This window comes from Streptococcus sp. NLN64, from assembly GCF_015831295.1.
Taxonomy (GTDB): domain Bacteria; phylum Bacillota; class Bacilli; order Lactobacillales; family Streptococcaceae; genus Streptococcus.
In genome coordinates, this window is sequence record NZ_JADXDQ010000013.1 from 22,877 (window position 1) to 41,117 (window position 18,241).

The 18,241-nt window shown below is 43.3% G+C and carries 21 protein-coding genes and 1 tRNA gene; 12 read left to right on the forward strand and 10 right to left on the reverse strand.

Annotated features, from left to right (window positions below; genetic code table 11):
- The first annotated feature begins 121 nt into the window (after positions 1 to 121).
- A complete protein-coding gene (locus I2503_RS03300) occupies positions 122 to 790 on the forward strand; it encodes an NYN domain-containing protein (protein WP_196091337.1) in 669 nt (222 codons plus the stop codon).
- Positions 791 to 834: 44 nt separating this feature from the next.
- Here I2503_RS03300 and I2503_RS03305 read toward each other — a convergent pair whose 3' ends face one another.
- The 3 genes from I2503_RS03305 to I2503_RS03315 all read right to left on the reverse strand — a co-directional run bounded on the left by I2503_RS03305 (position 835) and on the right by I2503_RS03315 (position 2,221).
- Positions 835 to 1,593: a trypsin-like serine protease gene (locus tag I2503_RS03305; protein ID WP_196967008.1), complete on the reverse strand. Its 759-nt coding sequence runs from the start codon at positions 1,591 to 1,593 to the stop codon at positions 835 to 837.
- Positions 1,594 to 1,668: 75 nt separating this feature from the next.
- The gene (locus tag I2503_RS03310) at positions 1,669 to 1,845 is read right to left on the reverse strand and encodes a hypothetical protein (RefSeq protein WP_196967009.1); all 177 of its coding nucleotides are present in this window, start codon (positions 1,843 to 1,845) and stop codon (positions 1,669 to 1,671) included.
- A complete protein-coding gene (locus I2503_RS03315; RefSeq protein WP_196967010.1) occupies positions 1,823 to 2,221 on the reverse strand; it encodes a hypothetical protein in 399 nt (132 codons plus the stop codon). The genes I2503_RS03310 and I2503_RS03315 overlap by 23 nt, the downstream gene beginning before the upstream one ends.
- Positions 2,222 to 2,307: 86 nt before the next feature.
- On the opposite strand from I2503_RS03315, the gene I2503_RS09770 reads away from it, so the two are divergent.
- Positions 2,308 to 2,439: a hypothetical protein gene (locus tag I2503_RS09770; RefSeq protein WP_282097722.1), complete on the forward strand. Its 132-nt coding sequence runs from the start codon at positions 2,308 to 2,310 to the stop codon at positions 2,437 to 2,439.
- A gap of 181 nt (positions 2,440 to 2,620) precedes the next feature.
- Here I2503_RS09770 and I2503_RS03325 read toward each other — a convergent pair.
- Positions 2,621 to 2,691 (reverse strand) — tRNA-Cys (locus tag I2503_RS03325).
- Between the two features lie 183 nt (positions 2,692 to 2,874).
- Between I2503_RS03325 and I2503_RS03330 the strand changes: the two genes are divergently transcribed.
- The 8 genes from I2503_RS03330 (at position 2,875) to I2503_RS03365 (ending at position 10,432) form a co-directional block, all read left to right on the forward strand.
- Positions 2,875 to 3,453, forward strand: coding sequence for a hypothetical protein (locus I2503_RS03330; RefSeq protein WP_196967011.1), 579 nt, complete (start codon positions 2,875 to 2,877; stop codon positions 3,451 to 3,453).
- 12 nt (positions 3,454 to 3,465) lie between these two features.
- Entirely contained in the window at positions 3,466 to 4,482 is a 1,017-nt protein-coding gene (locus I2503_RS03335) for a hypothetical protein (RefSeq protein WP_196967012.1), read from the forward strand.
- A 159-nt stretch (positions 4,483 to 4,641) separates the two neighbouring features.
- Positions 4,642 to 5,424 (forward strand): 30S ribosomal protein S2, encoded by a 783-nt coding sequence (rpsB, locus tag I2503_RS03340; protein WP_196092306.1) that lies wholly within the window; start codon positions 4,642 to 4,644, stop codon positions 5,422 to 5,424.
- A 68-nt stretch (positions 5,425 to 5,492) separates the two neighbouring features.
- Positions 5,493 to 6,536 carry a translation elongation factor Ts gene (tsf, locus tag I2503_RS03345; RefSeq protein WP_196092305.1) on the forward strand — a complete coding sequence of 348 codons (1,044 nt, stop codon included), beginning with the start codon at positions 5,493 to 5,495 and terminating at the stop codon, positions 6,534 to 6,536.
- 268 nt (positions 6,537 to 6,804) lie between these two features.
- The gene (locus I2503_RS03350; protein WP_196967013.1) at positions 6,805 to 7,260 is read left to right on the forward strand and encodes a CtsR family transcriptional regulator; all 456 of its coding nucleotides are present in this window, start codon (positions 6,805 to 6,807) and stop codon (positions 7,258 to 7,260) included.
- 3 nt (positions 7,261 to 7,263) lie between these two features.
- Positions 7,264 to 9,696 carry an ATP-dependent Clp protease ATP-binding subunit gene (locus I2503_RS03355; protein ID WP_196967014.1) on the forward strand — a complete coding sequence of 811 codons (2,433 nt, stop codon included), beginning with the start codon at positions 7,264 to 7,266 and terminating at the stop codon, positions 9,694 to 9,696.
- A gap of 195 nt (positions 9,697 to 9,891) precedes the next feature.
- Positions 9,892 to 10,158, forward strand: a complete 267-nt coding sequence (locus I2503_RS03360) for an AbrB/MazE/SpoVT family DNA-binding domain-containing protein (protein WP_196092302.1) — start codon at positions 9,892 to 9,894, stop codon at positions 10,156 to 10,158.
- A 79-nt stretch (positions 10,159 to 10,237) separates the two neighbouring features.
- Positions 10,238 to 10,432: a type II toxin-antitoxin system PemK/MazF family toxin gene (locus I2503_RS03365; protein ID WP_247644674.1), complete on the forward strand. Its 195-nt coding sequence runs from the start codon at positions 10,238 to 10,240 to the stop codon at positions 10,430 to 10,432.
- 138 nt (positions 10,433 to 10,570) lie between these two features.
- Here I2503_RS03365 and I2503_RS03370 read toward each other — a convergent pair whose 3' ends face one another.
- Positions 10,571 to 11,206 carry a cysteine hydrolase gene (locus I2503_RS03370; RefSeq protein ID WP_196092301.1) on the reverse strand — a complete coding sequence of 212 codons (636 nt, stop codon included), beginning with the start codon at positions 11,204 to 11,206 and terminating at the stop codon, positions 10,571 to 10,573.
- Positions 11,207 to 11,380: 174 nt separating this feature from the next.
- On the opposite strand from I2503_RS03370, the gene I2503_RS03375 reads away from it, so the two are divergent.
- The gene (locus I2503_RS03375) at positions 11,381 to 11,959 is read left to right on the forward strand and encodes a TetR/AcrR family transcriptional regulator (protein ID WP_196092300.1); all 579 of its coding nucleotides are present in this window, start codon (positions 11,381 to 11,383) and stop codon (positions 11,957 to 11,959) included.
- Between the two features lie 705 nt (positions 11,960 to 12,664).
- Here I2503_RS03375 and I2503_RS03380 read toward each other — a convergent pair.
- From I2503_RS03380 to hslO, 3 genes are read right to left on the reverse strand one after another with little or no spacing between them, the layout of a single operon-like run.
- Positions 12,665 to 13,009 (reverse strand): helix-turn-helix domain-containing protein, encoded by a 345-nt coding sequence (locus I2503_RS03380; RefSeq protein ID WP_196092268.1) that lies wholly within the window; start codon positions 13,007 to 13,009, stop codon positions 12,665 to 12,667.
- Between the two features lie 48 nt (positions 13,010 to 13,057).
- Positions 13,058 to 14,038, reverse strand: coding sequence for a tRNA dihydrouridine synthase DusB (gene dusB / locus I2503_RS03385; RefSeq protein ID WP_196092267.1), 981 nt, complete (start codon positions 14,036 to 14,038; stop codon positions 13,058 to 13,060).
- Positions 14,022 to 14,897, reverse strand: coding sequence for an Hsp33 family molecular chaperone HslO (gene hslO, locus I2503_RS03390; protein WP_196092266.1), 876 nt, complete (start codon positions 14,895 to 14,897; stop codon positions 14,022 to 14,024). The genes dusB and hslO overlap by 17 nt, the downstream gene beginning before the upstream one ends.
- 197 nt (positions 14,898 to 15,094) lie before the next feature.
- Here hslO and I2503_RS03395 point away from each other — a divergent pair, with 197 nt between their 5' ends.
- Entirely contained in the window at positions 15,095 to 15,400 is a 306-nt protein-coding gene (locus I2503_RS03395) for a type II toxin-antitoxin system RelB/DinJ family antitoxin (RefSeq protein ID WP_196092265.1), read from the forward strand.
- Between the two features lie 42 nt (positions 15,401 to 15,442).
- Here the strand turns inward: I2503_RS03395 and I2503_RS03400 are convergent, their stop codons facing one another.
- Both I2503_RS03400 and tpx read right to left on the reverse strand, forming a co-directional pair.
- A complete protein-coding gene (locus I2503_RS03400; protein WP_196092270.1) occupies positions 15,443 to 16,420 on the reverse strand; it encodes a YdcF family protein in 978 nt (325 codons plus the stop codon).
- A 526-nt stretch (positions 16,421 to 16,946) separates the two neighbouring features.
- Positions 16,947 to 17,438 carry a thiol peroxidase gene (gene tpx, locus I2503_RS03405; protein WP_196967015.1) on the reverse strand — a complete coding sequence of 164 codons (492 nt, stop codon included), beginning with the start codon at positions 17,436 to 17,438 and terminating at the stop codon, positions 16,947 to 16,949.
- Positions 17,439 to 18,241: the final 803 nt, after the last annotated feature.

Below are 18,241 nucleotides of genomic sequence, written 5' to 3' on the forward strand. Positions count from 1 at the left end.
TTTTAATTTTTTTTCGAATAAAAAGATGGGAGTGGGAAAAAACTCTCAGATTTTATAAAGTCTGCCGAGAAAAGGTTGAGAGCAGTCATCCTACCTTCCCTCGGTAAGAAAAAGGAGATTTATGAAAACAGCAATCTTAGTCGATGGTGGATACTACCGCAAACGGACAAATCTGGCTTTCGGTTCGGAGGATCCGGCCCAGTCAGCCCAACGCCTGTATAAATATTGTACGCGGCATCTTAAAGAATCCTGTTACCAGGCAGAGGTGAGGCACGACCTCTATCGCATTTTCTACTATGACTGTCCACCAATCCAAGCCAGTCTGCTCAATCCTTTCGGAGATCGGGTTATTGACTACAGCAGAAGTGACACACTACGCTGGACCGAAGAGTTTTTTATGGAGTTGAGCCACAAGCGGCGTGTGGCTTTGCGCATGGGGGAGCTATCTGAGAACAAGCCCCTTTACACCTTGCGGGAGGAGGCCCTTCAGTCTCTGCTCTCTGGCCAACGAACAGCGAAGGATCTTCAAGAGTCGGATTTCCGCCTGAACCTTCAACAGAAAGGAACTGACATCCGAATCGGCTTAGACATCTCTTCCCTTGCTTATAAACAGCAAGTAGACCGTATTATCCTCATCGCCGGCGACAGCGACTTCGTCCCTGCCGCCAAACTGGCCCGACGTGAAGGTATCGACTTTATTCTGGATCCTCTAGGTGGACCGATTAAGGACAATCTCAGCCTCCACATTGACGGCCTGCGGACGATTGACACAGCTTACTTGGGCCATTGAGAAAAGAGAAGAGCAGCTTCCGAACGGAAGCTGCTTTTCATGTTTTAGTTTACAATTCGGACTTCTAGTCCAAGTTTGTCCAAGACTTGCTTTTTCAAGTCTTGTGTTAAAGGCGTGATGGTAGCTTGGTAACAAATGCTCTGCCCTCGGCATTCCTCGGTCACTGCGGTGATAATTCCCATGATTTCACCATCTAGGAAGACGGGAGATCCAGAGTTTTCCTCCACCAATCCAAGATCTGCAGTCAGGGTACCATCTGCTTCCACACGAATGATTTTACCAGCTGCTTGGGTGTAAGGTTGGCGCGTGAGGCTGGAGAAGCCCATGGTGGACACAGTTTTCCCCAATAGTTTTTGAGGCTGGGGGTAGATAGCCAGCTTGAGTTCTTGTTTATCCGTTGGAAGTCCTAGGCTGGAATCAACTTGGATAAGAGCTAAGTCGTTTTTTAAATCCTCATAACCGCTATAAGACGGGGCCAGGTGGTAAGGGGTGGCAGAGGTTCCCGTGTGGAAGACCTCTTTCCCTTGAGCATTGTAAGTTTCAACGGTCTGCCCAGATCGGAGCTGCCCCTGTTCATCTGTGAGATTGTGGGCTGCGGTGAGGAAGGCACCTTTACCGAGGTAGGTGCCCGTACCTCGGACAGTTTGTCCTGACTCTGTCCGCGCGATGAGTGCCTGCGTCAAATGAAAGGGATAAGTACTGGCTTCCTGTGGGCTGACTTCCTTCCGAGCCTCTGCCAGAATTGGCGCGTGTAGCAGTAAGCTTAAGAGGGTAATGAGCAGGGTAACTAGTCGTTTCTTCATGGTAAACTCCTTTGTGGTCTTTTTCTTTTTTTATTCGTTTTTTTAAAAGAAAAAAACTCCCCAAAGGAGAGAAGTCTAGGCTTTACCGTCGTTAATTTCGATAGAGACGACTGCAACTTGGGAATCGTAGCTTGGTTGGATTTCAAGCTCAATATTGCCATCTCCACTGACTGCAAAGTTGGCAACTGCGTGATCGTAGCTTCGGTTTTCAGAAATCGTATCATAGGTGCTACCGATGGAATATCCCTGCATTTTTTTTGTTTCCGACATAGAGCTCCATACCGGTTCCGAGGAATAGCTCTTCTGTGCCAAGATTAGTTATATTATAGGTTACTTTGAGAACCTTTTCAGGTCGGTTGCTTTCGTATTGATTTCCTTCTTCTGACCACTCAGCTTTCGTAATAGTGTACTCAGCGATATTGTCGAAGGTAATTTTATCTCCGATTTTATAAACTTCCTTTTTCTTTTTACTTGGAGTTTGAAGTTTGCCTTCGTTATCGCTAGATGCCTCTTGCGTGCTGGAGGATTCTGAAGATGCTAAGTTTGAAATTTGTTCTATAATGATAGAACATGCAGACAAGCTAAGTAAGGTTAGCAAGCTAATAATGATAAGACCTAATTTTTTCATAACCGAATCTCCTTTGGCTGTAGGCGTTTTCAATAGCTATCATAAAATATTTGTAGTAAAAAATCAAGAATAGTTGTATCATAGTAATGAAGACAAACGGACAAGCTAAGATTGGAGTCTACACCATCACAGAAACTAAGTCTGCTGATGGGTACGAGTGGGGCAAGTTGAAGAGCGGAGCGGGCTGGATTGCTTTGAAATACACTAAACGTATGTAACTATCTAACGATTCTCCCTCTGGATTTTCCAGGGGGATTTTTTTGTTTTAAGCTTTAAAATCGTCCGGAAATCGTCCGAAATGTTTTTAGCGTTTATCCGTATTTATCCCACTCAAAAATCAAAAAAGCCCGATTTTTCGGGCTTTTCATCAGTATAAATTCGGATAAAAGGGGTTGTTAAAGGCGGTAGACGGATTTGAACCGACGATCAAGCTTTTGCAGAGCCGTGCCTTACCACTTGGCTATACCGCCGCAACATAAAATATTCTACACTAAAATATGCCACTCGTCAACCGTCAACCTTCGGCTTTTTCTTGCTCCGTCAACCTTCGGCTTTTTCTTGCTCTTATATCTGATTATTAGTATACTAGACCTGTACTGAATAGGTGATAACCTAGGTTTTACCTGCGATTTTTTTATAGACAGAGGTATTTTATGAAAAAGAAAATAATGGTATTACTCTTAGCAAGTTTGGCTTTGGCAGCATGTGGTCAAAAGAAAGAGACTGAGCCAAGTGCTTCTTCCAGTCAAAAACAAGTAATGTCGTCAGCTAAAAAGTCTTCTTCATCCAAGAAGGCGGGAAATTCTACTGCAACAAGTTCAAGTACAGAGGCGATGGTAGAATCCCAATCCAGTTCTTCACAAGCAGAGAGTGTGAGTCAGGAAGTAAGTGCCTCTTCTACTCAAGAGGAGGCTGCTGAAGCTACAAGTGGCGAAACTATTCCTGCTATTCAGGGAACCTGGTCAAGTGCAATGGGATCCATTACGATTGAAGGTGGCAAACTAACCAATGGTACTGGCACCTTTACCGTTAAACAAATAAGTGACGGCAGTTGGACACTGGCAGAAGTAGTAGCTAGCCCGCCAGTCTACTATTATGTACCTGCAGGTCAGAAACTGGCTACAAGTGTTCGGACCTATGAGTCAGATGAAACCCGGGATCGTATTTTTATCCAACCTCAATATGATGCTCCACAAGAGGCCTTTGAGCCCTATATCTTCTATCGGAACTAAGGGGGGAGAAGCATGAAAAAGAAAAGTATTTTAGGAGTAGCTTTCTTGGCGAGTCTCTTCATGGGCTCGGTTTCTGCTGTTGATAAAAATGAAAAGGCCTATCAAGAGGTTCTAGAGGATTATGAAAAAATAGCTAGAGTTTCTGTAAACAGGAATGGAAATGCAGAAGCAGTAGCCAATGAGCTTTATGGAAAGTTGAATCAAGACCTATCTTATTGGACCATCGCGAACATTGCTCAGAGTCCTGATAAACTGTTGTTCTCCTACCACGACATCGATCAAAAGGGAGAAAAAGAACTCTTAGTTGGAATGTCAGATAGTCAAGGGAATATTTACCCAATTGCTCTCCACTATTTGGACGACGGAGAACCTGAATTGTTAGCAGAGACCTATGTTGCTGCGGTCGGTGGTGATAGGGTAGGCTTTGTTCTTTATAAGGATGGGAGTGTCCTGCAGTCAGCTGTTTCTTCAGGATCTGGACGAGGACAAGCTACCCTCTATGAGCTAGATCCTAAGGGTGGTGAAGCTAAAAAAGTTGAGGAGCAAGCTATCCAATTGGGACAAAGTGATATTCATTCGCAATTTGGACATACGGAAGACCAGATCTTGGAGATGGATGTGATTGACTGGGTACTAATTGGCTCATTTGATACAAAGACAAGTTCTTCGAGTACTCAGAAAACAAAGCAAAGCCAATCCAGTCAAAAATCAGAAACTACATCTTCGTCAACAACTCAAAGTGGCTCTGTTTATGATGGGAAATGGGTTAGTCAACGATTTGGGACCATGTCCATCAAAGATAATACGTTGACAACTAGTGATGGAACCTACACAATGCATCATAAAGGCTTGGGTAACTGGACCTTAGCTGAGAATCGGGTGAGTGCAGTTGAATACAATTATGTTCCAGTCAATGTCCCAATTCCAGGTTATGAATCAGATGAGACACGAGAACGGATCTATTTGAAACCCCAATACGAGGAACCACAAGAAGAATTTGAAAAAGGCATCTACTATCGTGACAAATAGCGAATATTCCTCTTGTAATTTATAAAGAATTCCCTTATAATAAAAGAGTTGCTGTGCAACAAATACTCATTTTGAATGAATTGTGGGAGGGGTTGCCTTCGGGTCGTCCTGCAAGTTGAAATTCAAAAGAGGAAAAAACATTTTAAAGGAGAAATACTCATGGCAGTAATTTCAATGAAACAACTTCTTGAGGCTGGTGTACACTTCGGTCACCAAACTCGTCGCTGGAATCCTAAGATGGCTAAGTACATCTTCACAGAGCGTAACGGAATCCACGTAATTGACTTGCAACAAACTGTTAAATTTGCAGACCAAGCATACGATTTCATGCGTGATGCAGCTGCAGAAGATGCAATCATCTTGTTTGTTGGTACTAAAAAGCAAGCTGCTGACGCTGTTAAAGAAGAAGCAGAACGTGCTGGTCAATACTACATCAACCACCGTTGGTTGGGTGGAACTCTTACAAACTGGGAAACTATCCAAAAACGTGTTGCTCGCTTGAAAGAAATCAAACGTATGGAAGAAGAAGGTGTCTTCGAAGTTCTTCCTAAGAAAGAAGTTGCACTTCTTAACAAACAACGTGCACGTCTTGAGAAATTCTTGGGTGGTATCGAAGATATGCCACGTATTCCTGACGTAATGTATGTCGTTGACCCACACAAAGAGCAAATCGCTGTGAAAGAAGCTAAAAAATTGGGAATCCCAGTTGTAGCGATGGTTGACACAAATACTGATCCAGATGATATCGATGTTATCATCCCAGCTAACGATGACGCTATCCGCGCTGTCAAATTGATCACTGCGAAAATGGCAGATGCTGTTATCGAAGGTCGTCAAGGTGAAGATAACGTTGCTTCTGTTGAAGCTGAAATGGCAGCAGCAGCTAGTCAAGCAGATTCAATTGAAGAAATCGTTGAAGTAGTTGAAGGATCAAACGAATAATCTTGTAACCCCAAAGGGCAGTGACCTCCGTCCTGTCCTTTTTTAAAAAATTTTTGGAGGAAGCTCAAATGGCCAATATTACAGCCGCTCTTGTTAAAGAACTACGTGAAAAATCTGGTGCTGGTGTCATGGATGCCAAAAAAGCCTTGGTTGAAGTAGAAGGTGATATCGAAAAAGCGATTGAACTACTTCGTGAAAAAGGTATGGCGAAAGCAGCTAAAAAAGCTGACCGTGTTGCTGCAGAAGGTTTGACAGGTGTTTACGTAAACGGTAACGTTGCTGCAGTTGTTGAAGTGAATGCAGAAACTGACTTTGTTGCGAAAAACGAACAATTTGTAAACTTGGTAAACGAAACTGCTAAAGTGATCGCTGAAGGTCAACCAGCAGACAACGAAGCCGCACTTGCTTTGGTAATGCCTTCGGGTGAAACTCTTGAAGCAGCTTACGTAAACGCAACTGCAACAATCGGAGAAAAAATCTCATTCCGTCGTTTCGCTTTGTTGGAAAAAACAGACGCTCAATCATTTGGTGCTTACCAACATAATGGCGGCCGTATCGGTGTAATATCAGTCATCGAAGGTGGCGATGAAGCGCTTGCGAAACAAGTATCTATGCACATCGCTGCGATGAAACCAACTGTTCTTTCTTACAAAGAGTTGGATGAGCAATTCGTTAAAGATGAGTTGGCACAATTGAACCACGCAATCGAGCAAGACAACGAAAGCCGTGCAATGGTTAATAAACCAGCGCTTCCATTCTTGAAGTATGGATCAAAAGCTCAATTGACTGATGAAGTGATCGCACAAGCAGAAGAAGATATCAAAGCAGAATTGGCTGCTGAAGGTAAACCAGAAAAAATCTGGGATAAGATCATCCCAGGTAAAATGGATCGCTTCATGCTAGACAACACTAAAGTTGACCAAGCTTACACACTTCTGGCACAAGTCTACATCATGGACGACAGCAAAACGGTTGAAGCTTACCTAGACTCAGTAAACGCTTCTGTTGTTGCGTTTGCACGTTTCGAAGTTGGAGATGGTATCGAAAAAGCTTCAAACGACTTTGAATCAGAAGTTGCAGCAACGATGGCTGCTGCTCTTGGTCAAGACTAATTTCTTGGAAATTCAGAAATCAGAGATTTCTGGACTTGCACAAAGAGGAGGTGGGGACTTGAGCCCTGCCTTTTTTATTGTTAATGTTTGAAATTCTTAGTCCTAGTCTAATCTTGTATGGCCTCTTTCCACTTTTAATCTTTGGAAAATTAAGATATAATAAAAGTCAAATATAGTCAGATTTCATTTTTTTATTTCGTTTACGAATAAGTACTTTGGGAGACCAAGTTACTAGGATGGAATGCTCACAAAATTAGAAAGGACTTCCATGGTAGCAAGAAATACCTCCGATAATATTGAAGAGCACATCAAGCAACTTTTGGAACAAATGGGAATGGCCGTACTCAAGCGCAGTGAACTAGCGGAACTCTTTCAGGTTGTTCCAAGTCAGATTAATTATGTCATTAAAACTCGTTTTACTGAAAGCAAAGGATATGTTGTTGAAAGCAAACGAGGTGGTGGTGGCTATATCCGGATTGGACGGATTTCCTACTCGAATCACCACCAAATGTTGCAGGAACTTCAGGAAAAATTGGACTCGCAATTAAGTGAGCAAGTTTATGAGGATATCCTGCTGCTTCTCGTTGAAGAAGGCCTCTTAGAACGCCGTGAAGCGACTTGGTTGATGGCCGTAGCCCTGGATTCTGCCCTAGGCACTGATGGTCCCCGTTTGCGTACCCAAATGATGCTCCACTTATTAAAAGAAATTGACAGAAGAGGATAAAGAATGAAGTATTCAAATGCATTAATAGAAACCCTTGAAGTGGCCCATGTCTTTGCCAATAATTATGGCCGTGATCATCTCGAGACCTGGCACCTTCTAACCGGTTTTTTGGTCAACCCCTATAGTATTGTCGGTTCGGCCTTTAAAGATGCGTCCATTGATTTGGATCTTATAGAAGAAAAAGCAGGGGAGATAATCGGTTACCCCTATCGTGAAGAGAAAAAAATGACCATTTTTCCTTTCTCCCCACTCATGGAAAAAATTTTTAAACGCGCGGAGGATCTGGCCCAACACCTAGGACAGGATGAAATTGGGACAGAACACATTTTTCTTGTTCTTTTGCAGGAAAATGAATCACTGGCGACACAACTCCTCTATGCATCTGGGTTTGATCCAGAGGACAAGCAGGAAGCCCAGAAATTGAAAGCCTTGCGGAAGGACATCGAAGCCCGCGTCGGCTGGTCTAAGGATGAAATCAAATCCATCCGCAACTTTTTCCGTGGCAGCCGGCCAGCCTCCCAACAAATGGCCAATATGATGGGCATGCCCACGACTCAAAGTGGTGGTCTAGAAGACTATAGCCGTGACTTGACTGCTGCAGCCCGCGCCGGTCAATTAGAGCCGGTTGTTGGGCGTGAAGAAGAAATTGACCGCATGGTTCATATTCTGAGCCGAAAAACCAAAAACAATCCAGTTCTAGTTGGAGATTCTGGGGTTGGTAAGACCGCCCTAGCCTTGGGCTTGGCGCAGCGGATTGTAGATGGTCAAGTGCCTGTGGCCTTGCAGGATATGCGGGTTATGGAGTTGGACTTGATGAATGTGATTGCCGGGACTCGTTTCCGCGGGGACTTTGAGGAACGGATGAACAACATCATTGACGACATCGAGAAGGAAGGCAACATCATCCTCTTTATCGATGAGCTTCACACCATCATTGGTTCCGGTAGTGGAATCGATTCGACCCTTGATGCAGCCAATATTCTCAAGCCAGCCCTAGCGCGTGGTAGCCTTCGTACTCTTGGTGCGACCACCCAAGAGGAATACCAGAAACATATTGAAAAAGACGCGGCCTTGGTTCGTCGCTTTGCCAAGGTGACCATCGAAGAGCCCAAAGAGGCAGATTCCCTTGCGATTTTGCAGGGCCTCCGGCCGCGTTATGAGGAGCATCACCAGGTAACCATTGAGGATGAAGCCTTGAAAACAGCTGTTCAGACAGCTAAGCGGTATTTGACCGCCAAACGCTTGCCTGACTCAGCCATTGATTTGTTGGATGAGGCAGCCGCAACGGTTCAGAATCGTAGTTTGAGATCTTCTGAATACGATAGTAATGGCCTAACAGAGTTGGATAGGGCCTTGATGAATGAAGAATTTAGCAAGGCTAAGAAACTGATGAAAGAGGCTCAGAAGCCTGCCATCTTCAAACATCGGGTGACTTCTGAGGATGTCCTCCAGACCTTGAGTCGTTTGTCTGGAATTCCGGTACAGAAATTGTCGAATTCAGAGGCCAAGAAGTATCTCAATTTGGAAGCGGACTTGCACAAGCGTGTGATTGGGCAAGACCAGGCTGTTTCAGCTATCAGTCGCGCCATTCGGCGCAATCGTTCAGGTCTACAAACGGGTAAACGTCCGATTGGTTCCTTCCTTTTCTTAGGTCCAACGGGTGTTGGTAAAACGGAGTTGGCCAAGGCTTTGGCAGAATTGCTCTTCGATGATGAAGAAGCCCTCATTCGTTTTGACATGAGTGAGTACATGGAGAAGTTTGCGGCTAGCCGTCTTAACGGTGCTCCTCCGGGTTATGTGGGCTATGAAGAAGGCGGTGAGTTGACCGAGAAGGTTCGGAATCGTCCTTATTCGGTGCTCCTCTTTGACGAGGTGGAAAAAGCCCATCCGGATATCTTTAACCTCCTCTTGCAGGTGCTAGACGATGGTGTTTTGACCGATAGCCGGGGGCGCAAGGTTGATTTCTCCAACACCTTGATTATCATGACCTCCAATTTAGGGGCCACTGCTCTCCGTGATGACAAGGTTGTTGGCTTTGGCGCAGGGGACCTGCGCTTTGACCATGAAAGTATGGAAAAACGAATGTTTGAAGAGTTGAAAAAGGCTTACCGCCCTGAATTCTTGAACCGGATTGATGAAAAGGTCGTCTTCCATAGCCTCACGGCCGAGCAAATGCAAAAGATTGTCAAGGTTATGGTCAAACCGATGGTTGCGGCTCTGGCAGCTAAGGATGTGACCTTGAAATTCCAGCCAAGCGCTCTCAAACTTTTGGCTCAAAAAGGCTACGATCCAGAAAATGGAGCTCGTCCACTTCGTCGGACCCTCCAAACCTTGGTGGAAGATCCCTTGTCTGAGTACCTTCTGGCCGGGGACCTACAGCCAGGCTCAACGATGAAAGTGGGAGTCAAGGCTGGCCAGCTTAAAATGGACATTTAAGCCTGAAGTTAGTCATTACAGTCGAGTTTCTCAATCCAATCATAAATGTTAAAAGACAAGGTTGAATGCTAGGTCAGTCTTGTCTTTTTTCGGAGCGAATAAAAAGGTGAGAGAATTTTTAAAGGGAGTGGAAAATAGTGATGATTTTTGATTTTCTTTTGACAACAGGATATACTTTTATTGAGGAGGTGTACGATGGAACCGATTATTCAAGAATATACAACTCTTTCTCAATGGGGGAATTCAAAGGCAACGAGAATACCTTCTAGTATTTTGAAGGCTTTAGACATTGATTTAAATCAAAAATTCTCGATTTCTATCAAGGATCAATCAATTGTGTTAACACCAGAGAACCAACAACCTTCTACGATTCATGAATTATTTGCGGATTGGGAAGATGATGGAATTCGACATGGAGAGTTAGATTGGGGACAGGCTGAAGGAGGAGAATTGGAATGGTAGTGACACAAGGTGATATTTTTTTGTTCATTTCAATCCGAGTCTTGGGCATGAGCAGAAGAATAGGAGACCAGCGATTGCGTTGAGTCATGATTTGGTGTCTGAATTTAGTGGTGTAACAATTGTCGCTCCTATCTCGACTACAACTAGAAACTACCCAACTTATCATACACTAAGAGCTAGTGAAAAAATAAAAGGAAAGGTTATGCTGGATCAGACCATTGCATTGGATCTTAGTGCAAGAGGTGTCACCAAAGTAGAAGAATCACTCAATTAATCAGAATTGAAAGAAATTCTTGCTAAGTATAAACTGTTATTTGATCTAGTTTCATAATAGAGCAAAACAAAAAACATCTAGCCTCAACTTTCTTGGAGATATCGGCTAGATGTTTTTTGTGTGTATAGATTGTGGTGATTAGTGAGTAGCTTTTAATAAAGGTAAAATTTCCTCTGTAGTATATGTTTGATTGGCGATGTAACCAAAGTTGGTGAGAGCTGCTTGGTAAGCTTCTTCACCTGGAGCACCGATGGCATCTGTGACAACAACAACTTTGAATCCTAGTTCAATGAGTTCTCGCATGTGGCTGTCTACACAGAGGTTGGCATTCATACCGGCAAGAATAACAGTATCGATACCATTTTTACGCAACTGTAGTTGCAAATCATTGGACTCTGGTCCAAAAATTTTATGACCATTGGTGATAATCGTATCTTCGTCTAGCAGGGGTTTAACTTCTTCAATGATATCTGCACCTGAACCTTCTACAACAGGGGTGTAGGGGCTGTCACGCCAAAACATTTCATTTTCAATCATCATGGTTTCACCCGCTGCTTTAAATTGCCATTTGTGATCATGAGGGTAGAAGTAGTGAGGTGAAATAAATCGTTTATATCCATTTTCTTTGGCTACGGTGAGCAATTTAGTGAGATTGTCGATTGTGTGAACTTTTTCCAGAATGTCCTTAGTAGCCCCGAATCCTTTTCCTGCAGGTTTTAGAAATTCGACTTGTGGATCTGTAATGACAATAGCAGTGTGCGCTTTATGAAACATTGGGAAATCTCCTTTTATTTGAAATACGAGAGGACAAAAATAATTCTGTACCAATCGGTACAAATAGTATACCAAATCGAAGAACACTTGTAAACGATTTAGTTTATTCAGGGATTCAGTTGCTATAATTTCCCCTGGAAAACTGCTATAATTGGAAGGAAAAGGAGTAGCTGCATGGATACAAGAGAGACTATTTTAAGACAAACCCGAGAATTAATCTATCATCAGGGGTATGTAGCGACATCCCTCAACCAAATTATGGATGCAGCAGGGGTTGGGAAAGGGCAATTGTATTATTACTTTAAATCTAAGAAAGATTTAGGATTAGAGGTAACTCAGAATCTCTTAAGAGAGTGGGATTTTGAGTTGATTCAAGGGATTTTTGGGAGTTCATTGCCTCCTGAAGATCGTTTTCGGGCCATGTTAGCCTGGATTTTTGATTTTCATCGGCAACAAGAAGGAACTATTTTTTACGGCTGCCCAGTTGGAAATCTCATTGTTGAATTGGCAGCCCAAGATCAGGACTTTCGACAATTGTTAGCCGATTTTATGGATCAGTGGTTTGAGGAATTGTCAGGATTGCTTCAAGTTATGCATCCGTCCTGGTCGAATGAAACCTGTCAGCAAGCAACTCGAGAAATTATAGCACAAATTCAAGGGGCTATTGTCCTTTTGAAACTCAGCCAAGATATTCAGGTTATTGCGAAGGCGATGATAAGTCTTGAAGAGCGCTACTTGACTTATACTCATTAAATTTCAAATTCTGACGTTGTATAGTAGTCTTTTTAATTTACTTTTAGTACAAGGCAGCGAGTCGTAGACAGCTCAAAATCTCTGGGGGAGATTTTGAGCTTGCTGAGGAGCGTGGGACAAAAGTCTCAACCTTCCTATTTTAGTTAGTGAATTCACTGTGACGCAGTGGTTGATTGGTCAAACAGCTAAAAGGCTGTTTGAGGTAGCAGATAGGATTTGCGAAGCAAATAACAATTGTTCGCTTTTATTGCTAGAACATTTCCTGTTCTCTTATCCAGATACTCAAAGAGTCGATTTCTGACTCTTTGACCTCCGTTCATTTCATTTAGAAACTCTAAAGGCATTCAACATGCCTTTAGACCGGAGGTGGGATTCAAACAGTCTGGGAAGAGACTGTTTGAACCCGAGCCTAACAATAAAAGAGCGAGGTCGGTTTGGGGAGAAACCGTTTCAGCTTACAACTTGAAACAAAGACTTGTAACGAACGATTTTATTTGTGAAAATCGTTCTGTCTCACTCTCCAAATAAGTACGGCAAGACGAGCTAACACAGTAATATAAGAAAAAACCATTCACAGTTGAATGGTTTTTTCTTATAGACGTTTCAAATTTTCTTAAACCCTTGTCAGGGTTCAGGATTATTTAGGATGTTGTGGATGAGGAGTACTCTTTCGCCGTCTGTGACGTTTTAAAAGATTGTAGAAAGCTACTTTTGATAAGCTTGATGTAAATGACTAGCAGTCACAATCTCTCCAGCATGAGCAGATTCCAATTCATTTTGTAAAAATTCAGCTTCCTCTTCAAAAGATAGATAAGCGTTACGTCGACCTCCACGCCTATCTTTTGTTAGAGCTGATAAACCATCTGATTCATATTTAGTGACCAATCGCCAAACTATATCATGAGATAGTTTGAGTAATTGTTTAATTTCTGAGTAGGTTTTATCCTGACTTCTAAAATACACGGCTTGGATACGCTTATGAAAAGGAGCTAGTGACTTATCTTTAAGGGCTATTTCTAATTCGTTAATATGTTCCGCTGTAAAAACCACACAGCCGCTATATTTTAGGTTCTGAAGCTGATCACGTTTTAGGCAGTCTTAAACTCCCTGTAATTGAAGGAGTTCTTCGATTTCGGCTAGGTTTTCTGCGCGTGAGATGGCACCGCGTAGTTTGGCTGCACCAGAGCTACCACGGAGGTAGTGGGGAGCGAGGCCACGGAATTCGCGGATAGCGACGTACTCACCTTTGAGGTCGATCAAGCGACGGAGGTGTTCGTAGGCAATGCGCATCTTGTCTTCGAAGCTAAGGTCTGGGAGGAGTTCTCCAGTTTCCAGATAGTGGTTGATTTGATTGAAAATGTAGGGGTTCCCCATTGCGGCACGTCCGACCATTACGGCATCGGCACCGACCACTTCCAGGCGTTGTTTGGCATCCTCAGCTGTTCGGATGTCTCCATTAGCGATGAAGGGGATTTTGGTGAGGGCTTGAGCGACTGTCTGCAAGGTTTCTAGATCGGCTACTCCGGTATACATTTGTTCCCGGGTCCGTCCGTGCATAGCCAGTGCATCTACACCAGCGCTTTCGGCTGCGAGGGCATTTTCAACAGCTAGGCTTGGGTCAGCCCAACCCGTCCGCATTTTAACAGTAAGTGGGATATCTAGATGGGATTTAACCGTCTTAAGGATGTGGTAGATTTTGTCTGGATCCTTGAGCCATTTGGCACCGGCTTCGTTTTTCACAACCTTGTTCACAGGACAGCCCATGTTGATATCCACAATGTCGGTCCGAGTGTTTTCTTGGATGAACTCGGCAGCGCGTGACAGACTATCTGCGTCGCTTCCGAAAAGCTGGATCGACACAGGGTTTTCCCCCTCGTCGATGTGGAGCATGTGGAGCGTTTTTTCGTTGTTGTATTGGATTCCTTTATCGGAGACCATTTCCATGACCACGAGACCAGCTCCAAGTTCCTTGGCAATGGTTCGAAAGGCCGAGTTGGTTACCCCAGCCATTGGCGCTAGGATGGTCCGATTGGGGATCTCGACATTTCCAATATTGAAAGGTTTATTCAGATTTTTCATTGATGAGTTCCTCTAAATCTTTATCGGTAAATTTATATTCTTTTTGGCAAAATTGACAGGTGATTTCTGCACCCTGATCTTGGTCTGCCATCTCTTGCAAGTCCTGATTTGGAAGGCTAGCTAAGGCGTTTAGGAACCGTTCCCGACTACAGTCACAGTTGAAAGTGACCTTTTCTTCGCTCAGGCGGGTAAATTCATCTTCCCCATAAATAGCCCCCAGCAAGGCTTCGATATGGTCATCCGATTCCAAGAGAGTCGAAATGGCAGGCATTTCTTGGATGCGCTTTTCAAAGCGAGCGATATCTGCCTCCTTGGCACCAGGAAGAACCTGAAGCATGAAGCCTCCAGCCACCTTGACCTTGTCGTTTTCGTCCAACAAGACATTGAGTCCGACCGCTGATGGTGTTTGTTCACTCTCAGTAAGGTAGTAGGCTAAATCTTCCCCGATTTCCCCACTAATCAATGGAGTTGTGGACGTATAGGGATTGCCCATGCCGTAGTCTGTGATGACGATAAAGTAACCATTCCCCATGAAAGGTCCCACCAAGACTTCTCCAGTTGCGGTTTTCTTAATGTCTACACCGGTATTTTGGATGTAACCCTTAACATGTCCCTTGCTGTCGGCGACAGAGATAATGTGGCCGAAAGAAGAATCCCCGATAATCTTTTGGGTCATCTTGGTATCGCCTTTTTGATTGGCGGCAAGTAGTAAATTGGAGATGAGGGCCCGACCAAGGGCTACTGTGGAACTGGCCATGGTTTGATGGGCTTCTTGGGCAGCACGCACCGTTTCAGTCGCATCGATGACAAAAGCGCGAAAAGCGCTATTTTTTGCGGTTGTTTTGATTAAAGTATCCATGTCTTCCATTATAGCAAAAATCCCAAAAATTAAGCATTTGACAATCGGAGAAAATGAGTTGTGAAGAATGACGATGGGGATTCGTTTTCCAGTTGATTCTTAACTTAGTTGAGGTATTTCAAGTCAATTTGTCTAGTTCGTAATGGAATTTACTATACATTTGTAGTACAATGAGAGCAAAAGAAGGAGGTAAACCTATGGGAAAAACTGCAACTATCAATGTTCGTGTTGATGAAGCTGATAAAATTGCCGCCGAACAAGTCTTACAAAAACTAGGACTGCCCATGTCAACCTTGATTAATCTGCTGCTGAAACAAGTGGCAATCAAGAAAAGTGTTCCATTTGATTTATCCTTGGATAAAGGACCTAGACGAATTCAGGTTGACCACTTAACCTCCCAGGAGCTGAAAGATATGCTGGTTTCTGCTTACAAAGAAGCAGAAATAGATCCCGGGCGTAGTCTATCTCAAGTTATGGAAGATTTTGAAAATAGGTGGAAATGATAAAAGAGGTTGGGGCGCTAGACCCAACCTCTTGGCTGTTTATTAATGATACCCAACCCACAAAAGTAGGAAGAATGGGGCGTAGAGGGCCACGTAGAGCCATTTGAGGCGAACGATAATGGCCACTAATTCCCGTAAGAAGGCACTGGGGATGTAATAACTGGCTGTGTTACATCCAAGTCCATCACCTTTCATGCCGATTTGTTGGGCGTAGATGCTGGTTCGGAAGACATGGTAATCATTGGTGACAAAGAGGAAGCGTGGGTCTGTGACCAGTTGTTCTCCTAATTTCTTTGAGTAGAGGAGGTTTTGGTAGGTGTTGACCGAGCGATCTTCTAAGATGATGGCTTCTGCTGGGATGTCGGTGGTTTCAAGAATGTAGTTTTGAATGGCTTGGGCTTCGCTAATTTTCTCGTCAGGTCCCTGACCTCCGCTGGCAATGAGTTTGACAGCGGGATTTTTGGATCGACGATAGGCCTCGATGGCTTTATCTACCCGCTTCCGGAGCAGAGGAGTTACCTTTTCGCCTCCTAGGAGACCCGCCCCATGGATGATGATAAAGTCATATTTTTTCTTTTTGGGCAAATGCAAATACAACCAAGAATAAATCAAAAATCCAGTAAAGGTAATCCCAAAAAGGATATAGGTGTAAATGGCGATGAAATAGGGGATATCGAGGAGCGGGTGTTGGAGGAAAAATTCATAATAGGTTAGCCGCACGAGGACGAGGGCATAAAAGAGCACCACAGCAAGGCCCAGAAAGAGGGAGAAGTAGTTGGCCTTGGAGCGCCCCTCCTTGCGGAGAAGGACGAAACCATTGTAAATGAGGAAGAATCCACCGGCTAAAATCAGCAAAGGCAGGAGTATGAAGAGGACTCCTGTGAAAATATTGCTGATGGTTTCCAAGCCTAACTCGGCGCTCAGTTGGGCTAGGTAAAGATAGCTGAAGATGAGGAAAATCATCATCACGATGGGGTTGAACAGACTGCGATTATCCCGGAAAAAAGACCAGGTTAGCATGTATCCCCAACAAAGAGGATTGGGAATGGCAAAGATGGTTAAAAAGAAGAAGGGCAACATCTGCCAGACGGAGATTTGTTCCCGCTCAGGTCGCCAAACATTCCAGAGGAGCATCAGGGAGTAGGCTAACCCCAAAGGCCAGGTTGGGTAAAGGGTTTGGATAATTCCAGTTACTCCCAAGAAGATGGGAGTGAGGTTAGTATTAGGCTTTTTCCAGTTCAGATAGCCAAAAATACCGGCTGAGATCCAGCCGAGAATAAGAAGGTAGAGTTGATTCATGGTCAATCCTTTATTTGTTTTGCTTCCTAAATTATACCATGAAAAAAGACAGAGGAAAGCTTACGTTATTGAAAGGAGAGGGATTAGATATCCCGTTCATCATCAAAGACAATTTGGTAATCATTAGATTCGTTCATGAGCTGTTCCTAAAGAATTGTTAGTATCAGGTTACCAAACAAGTACAAATTAGGAAGCTACAGTAGCTGATTGTTGAAAAAATCCGCTAGATTTCTAGCGGATTGATAGATTATAGGGAATCCAAGGCTTGAATAGCAGCTTGGTAATCGGGTTCTTGGTGGACGTCTTCGAGGTATTCGACATAGCGAACTGTGTTGCTTTCATCAAGAATCAGAACGGCGCGTGAGAGAATGTGCCATTCTTCCATAAGAAGACCGTAGCTTTTTCCAAAGGAATTGTCAAAGTAATCAGAAAGCATAACCGCTTGGTCTAGACCCTCGACCCCACACCAGCGAGCTTGGGCAAAGGGAGTATCGATGGAAATTGTAATAATAGTTGTGTCTTCGCGATTGGCAAGATTGCCATTAAATTGACGAGTTTGTACCGAACAGACTCCTGTGTCAATGGATGGAACGATGCTGAGAACTTTTTTCTTCCCATCAAAATCAGCTAAACTAACTTTTTCCAAATCCTTGTTAAGGAGGGTGAAATCAGGAGCCAAATCTCCGATTTGGGGACGATTACCGATAAGATGGACTTCTTGTCCGAGAAATTGTGGCATAGGGAACTCCTTTCTTTTACTTTATTTTATCCTAATTAGAAGGAAAAAGCTGATGAGATGATTTCTTTTAAGGGGAAATGTTGGGGGCTGGGTAAAAAGTACCAGCCTCTAACATTCCTCTAACATTTATTTAGCAAAAATTCTTTGATGCAGTGGTTGATTCGGTCAAACAGCTAAAAGGCTGTTTGAGGTAACAGATAGGAGGGCGAAGCAAATATCCAGAAACTCAAAGAGTCGATTCCTGACTCTTTGACCTCCAAAAAAACTAATCAATATTGACATGAACTTAGTATGTTTAGAAACTCTAAAGGCATTCAATATGCCTTTGTACCTGAGCCTTGAATAAAAAGTGAAGACAGTCTGGGAAGAGACTGTTTGAACCCGAGCTTAACCATAAAAGAGCGAGGTTGGTTTGGGGAGTAACCATTTCAGTTTACAACTTGAAATAAAGACTTGTAACGAATCCAAGGGAGTTCTTTCCCACTCCCCCTGCAGGCTGAATTTTTTTGTAATAATTTCGAAACAATGACTAAAAATGTTGATTTAAAGCGATTTTGAGAAGTGTGAAAGTTGAGTTAAATGAGTATTTTTAAAAGATTTTGACGGACAAAAAACGGACGAAGGTATATTATGTTTTTGAAATTTATTAAAAAGTTAGTAGGTGCATACAAAATACACCCGTTGTGCTAGTTGATTTAAGGGTAAGCAAGTGAATATTTTAGACTGAAACCATTTTCGATCTGGCTTTGATGAAGTAATATGGAATAAGTTAATAGGATGGCCTCTACTTTAAATTTTAAAGC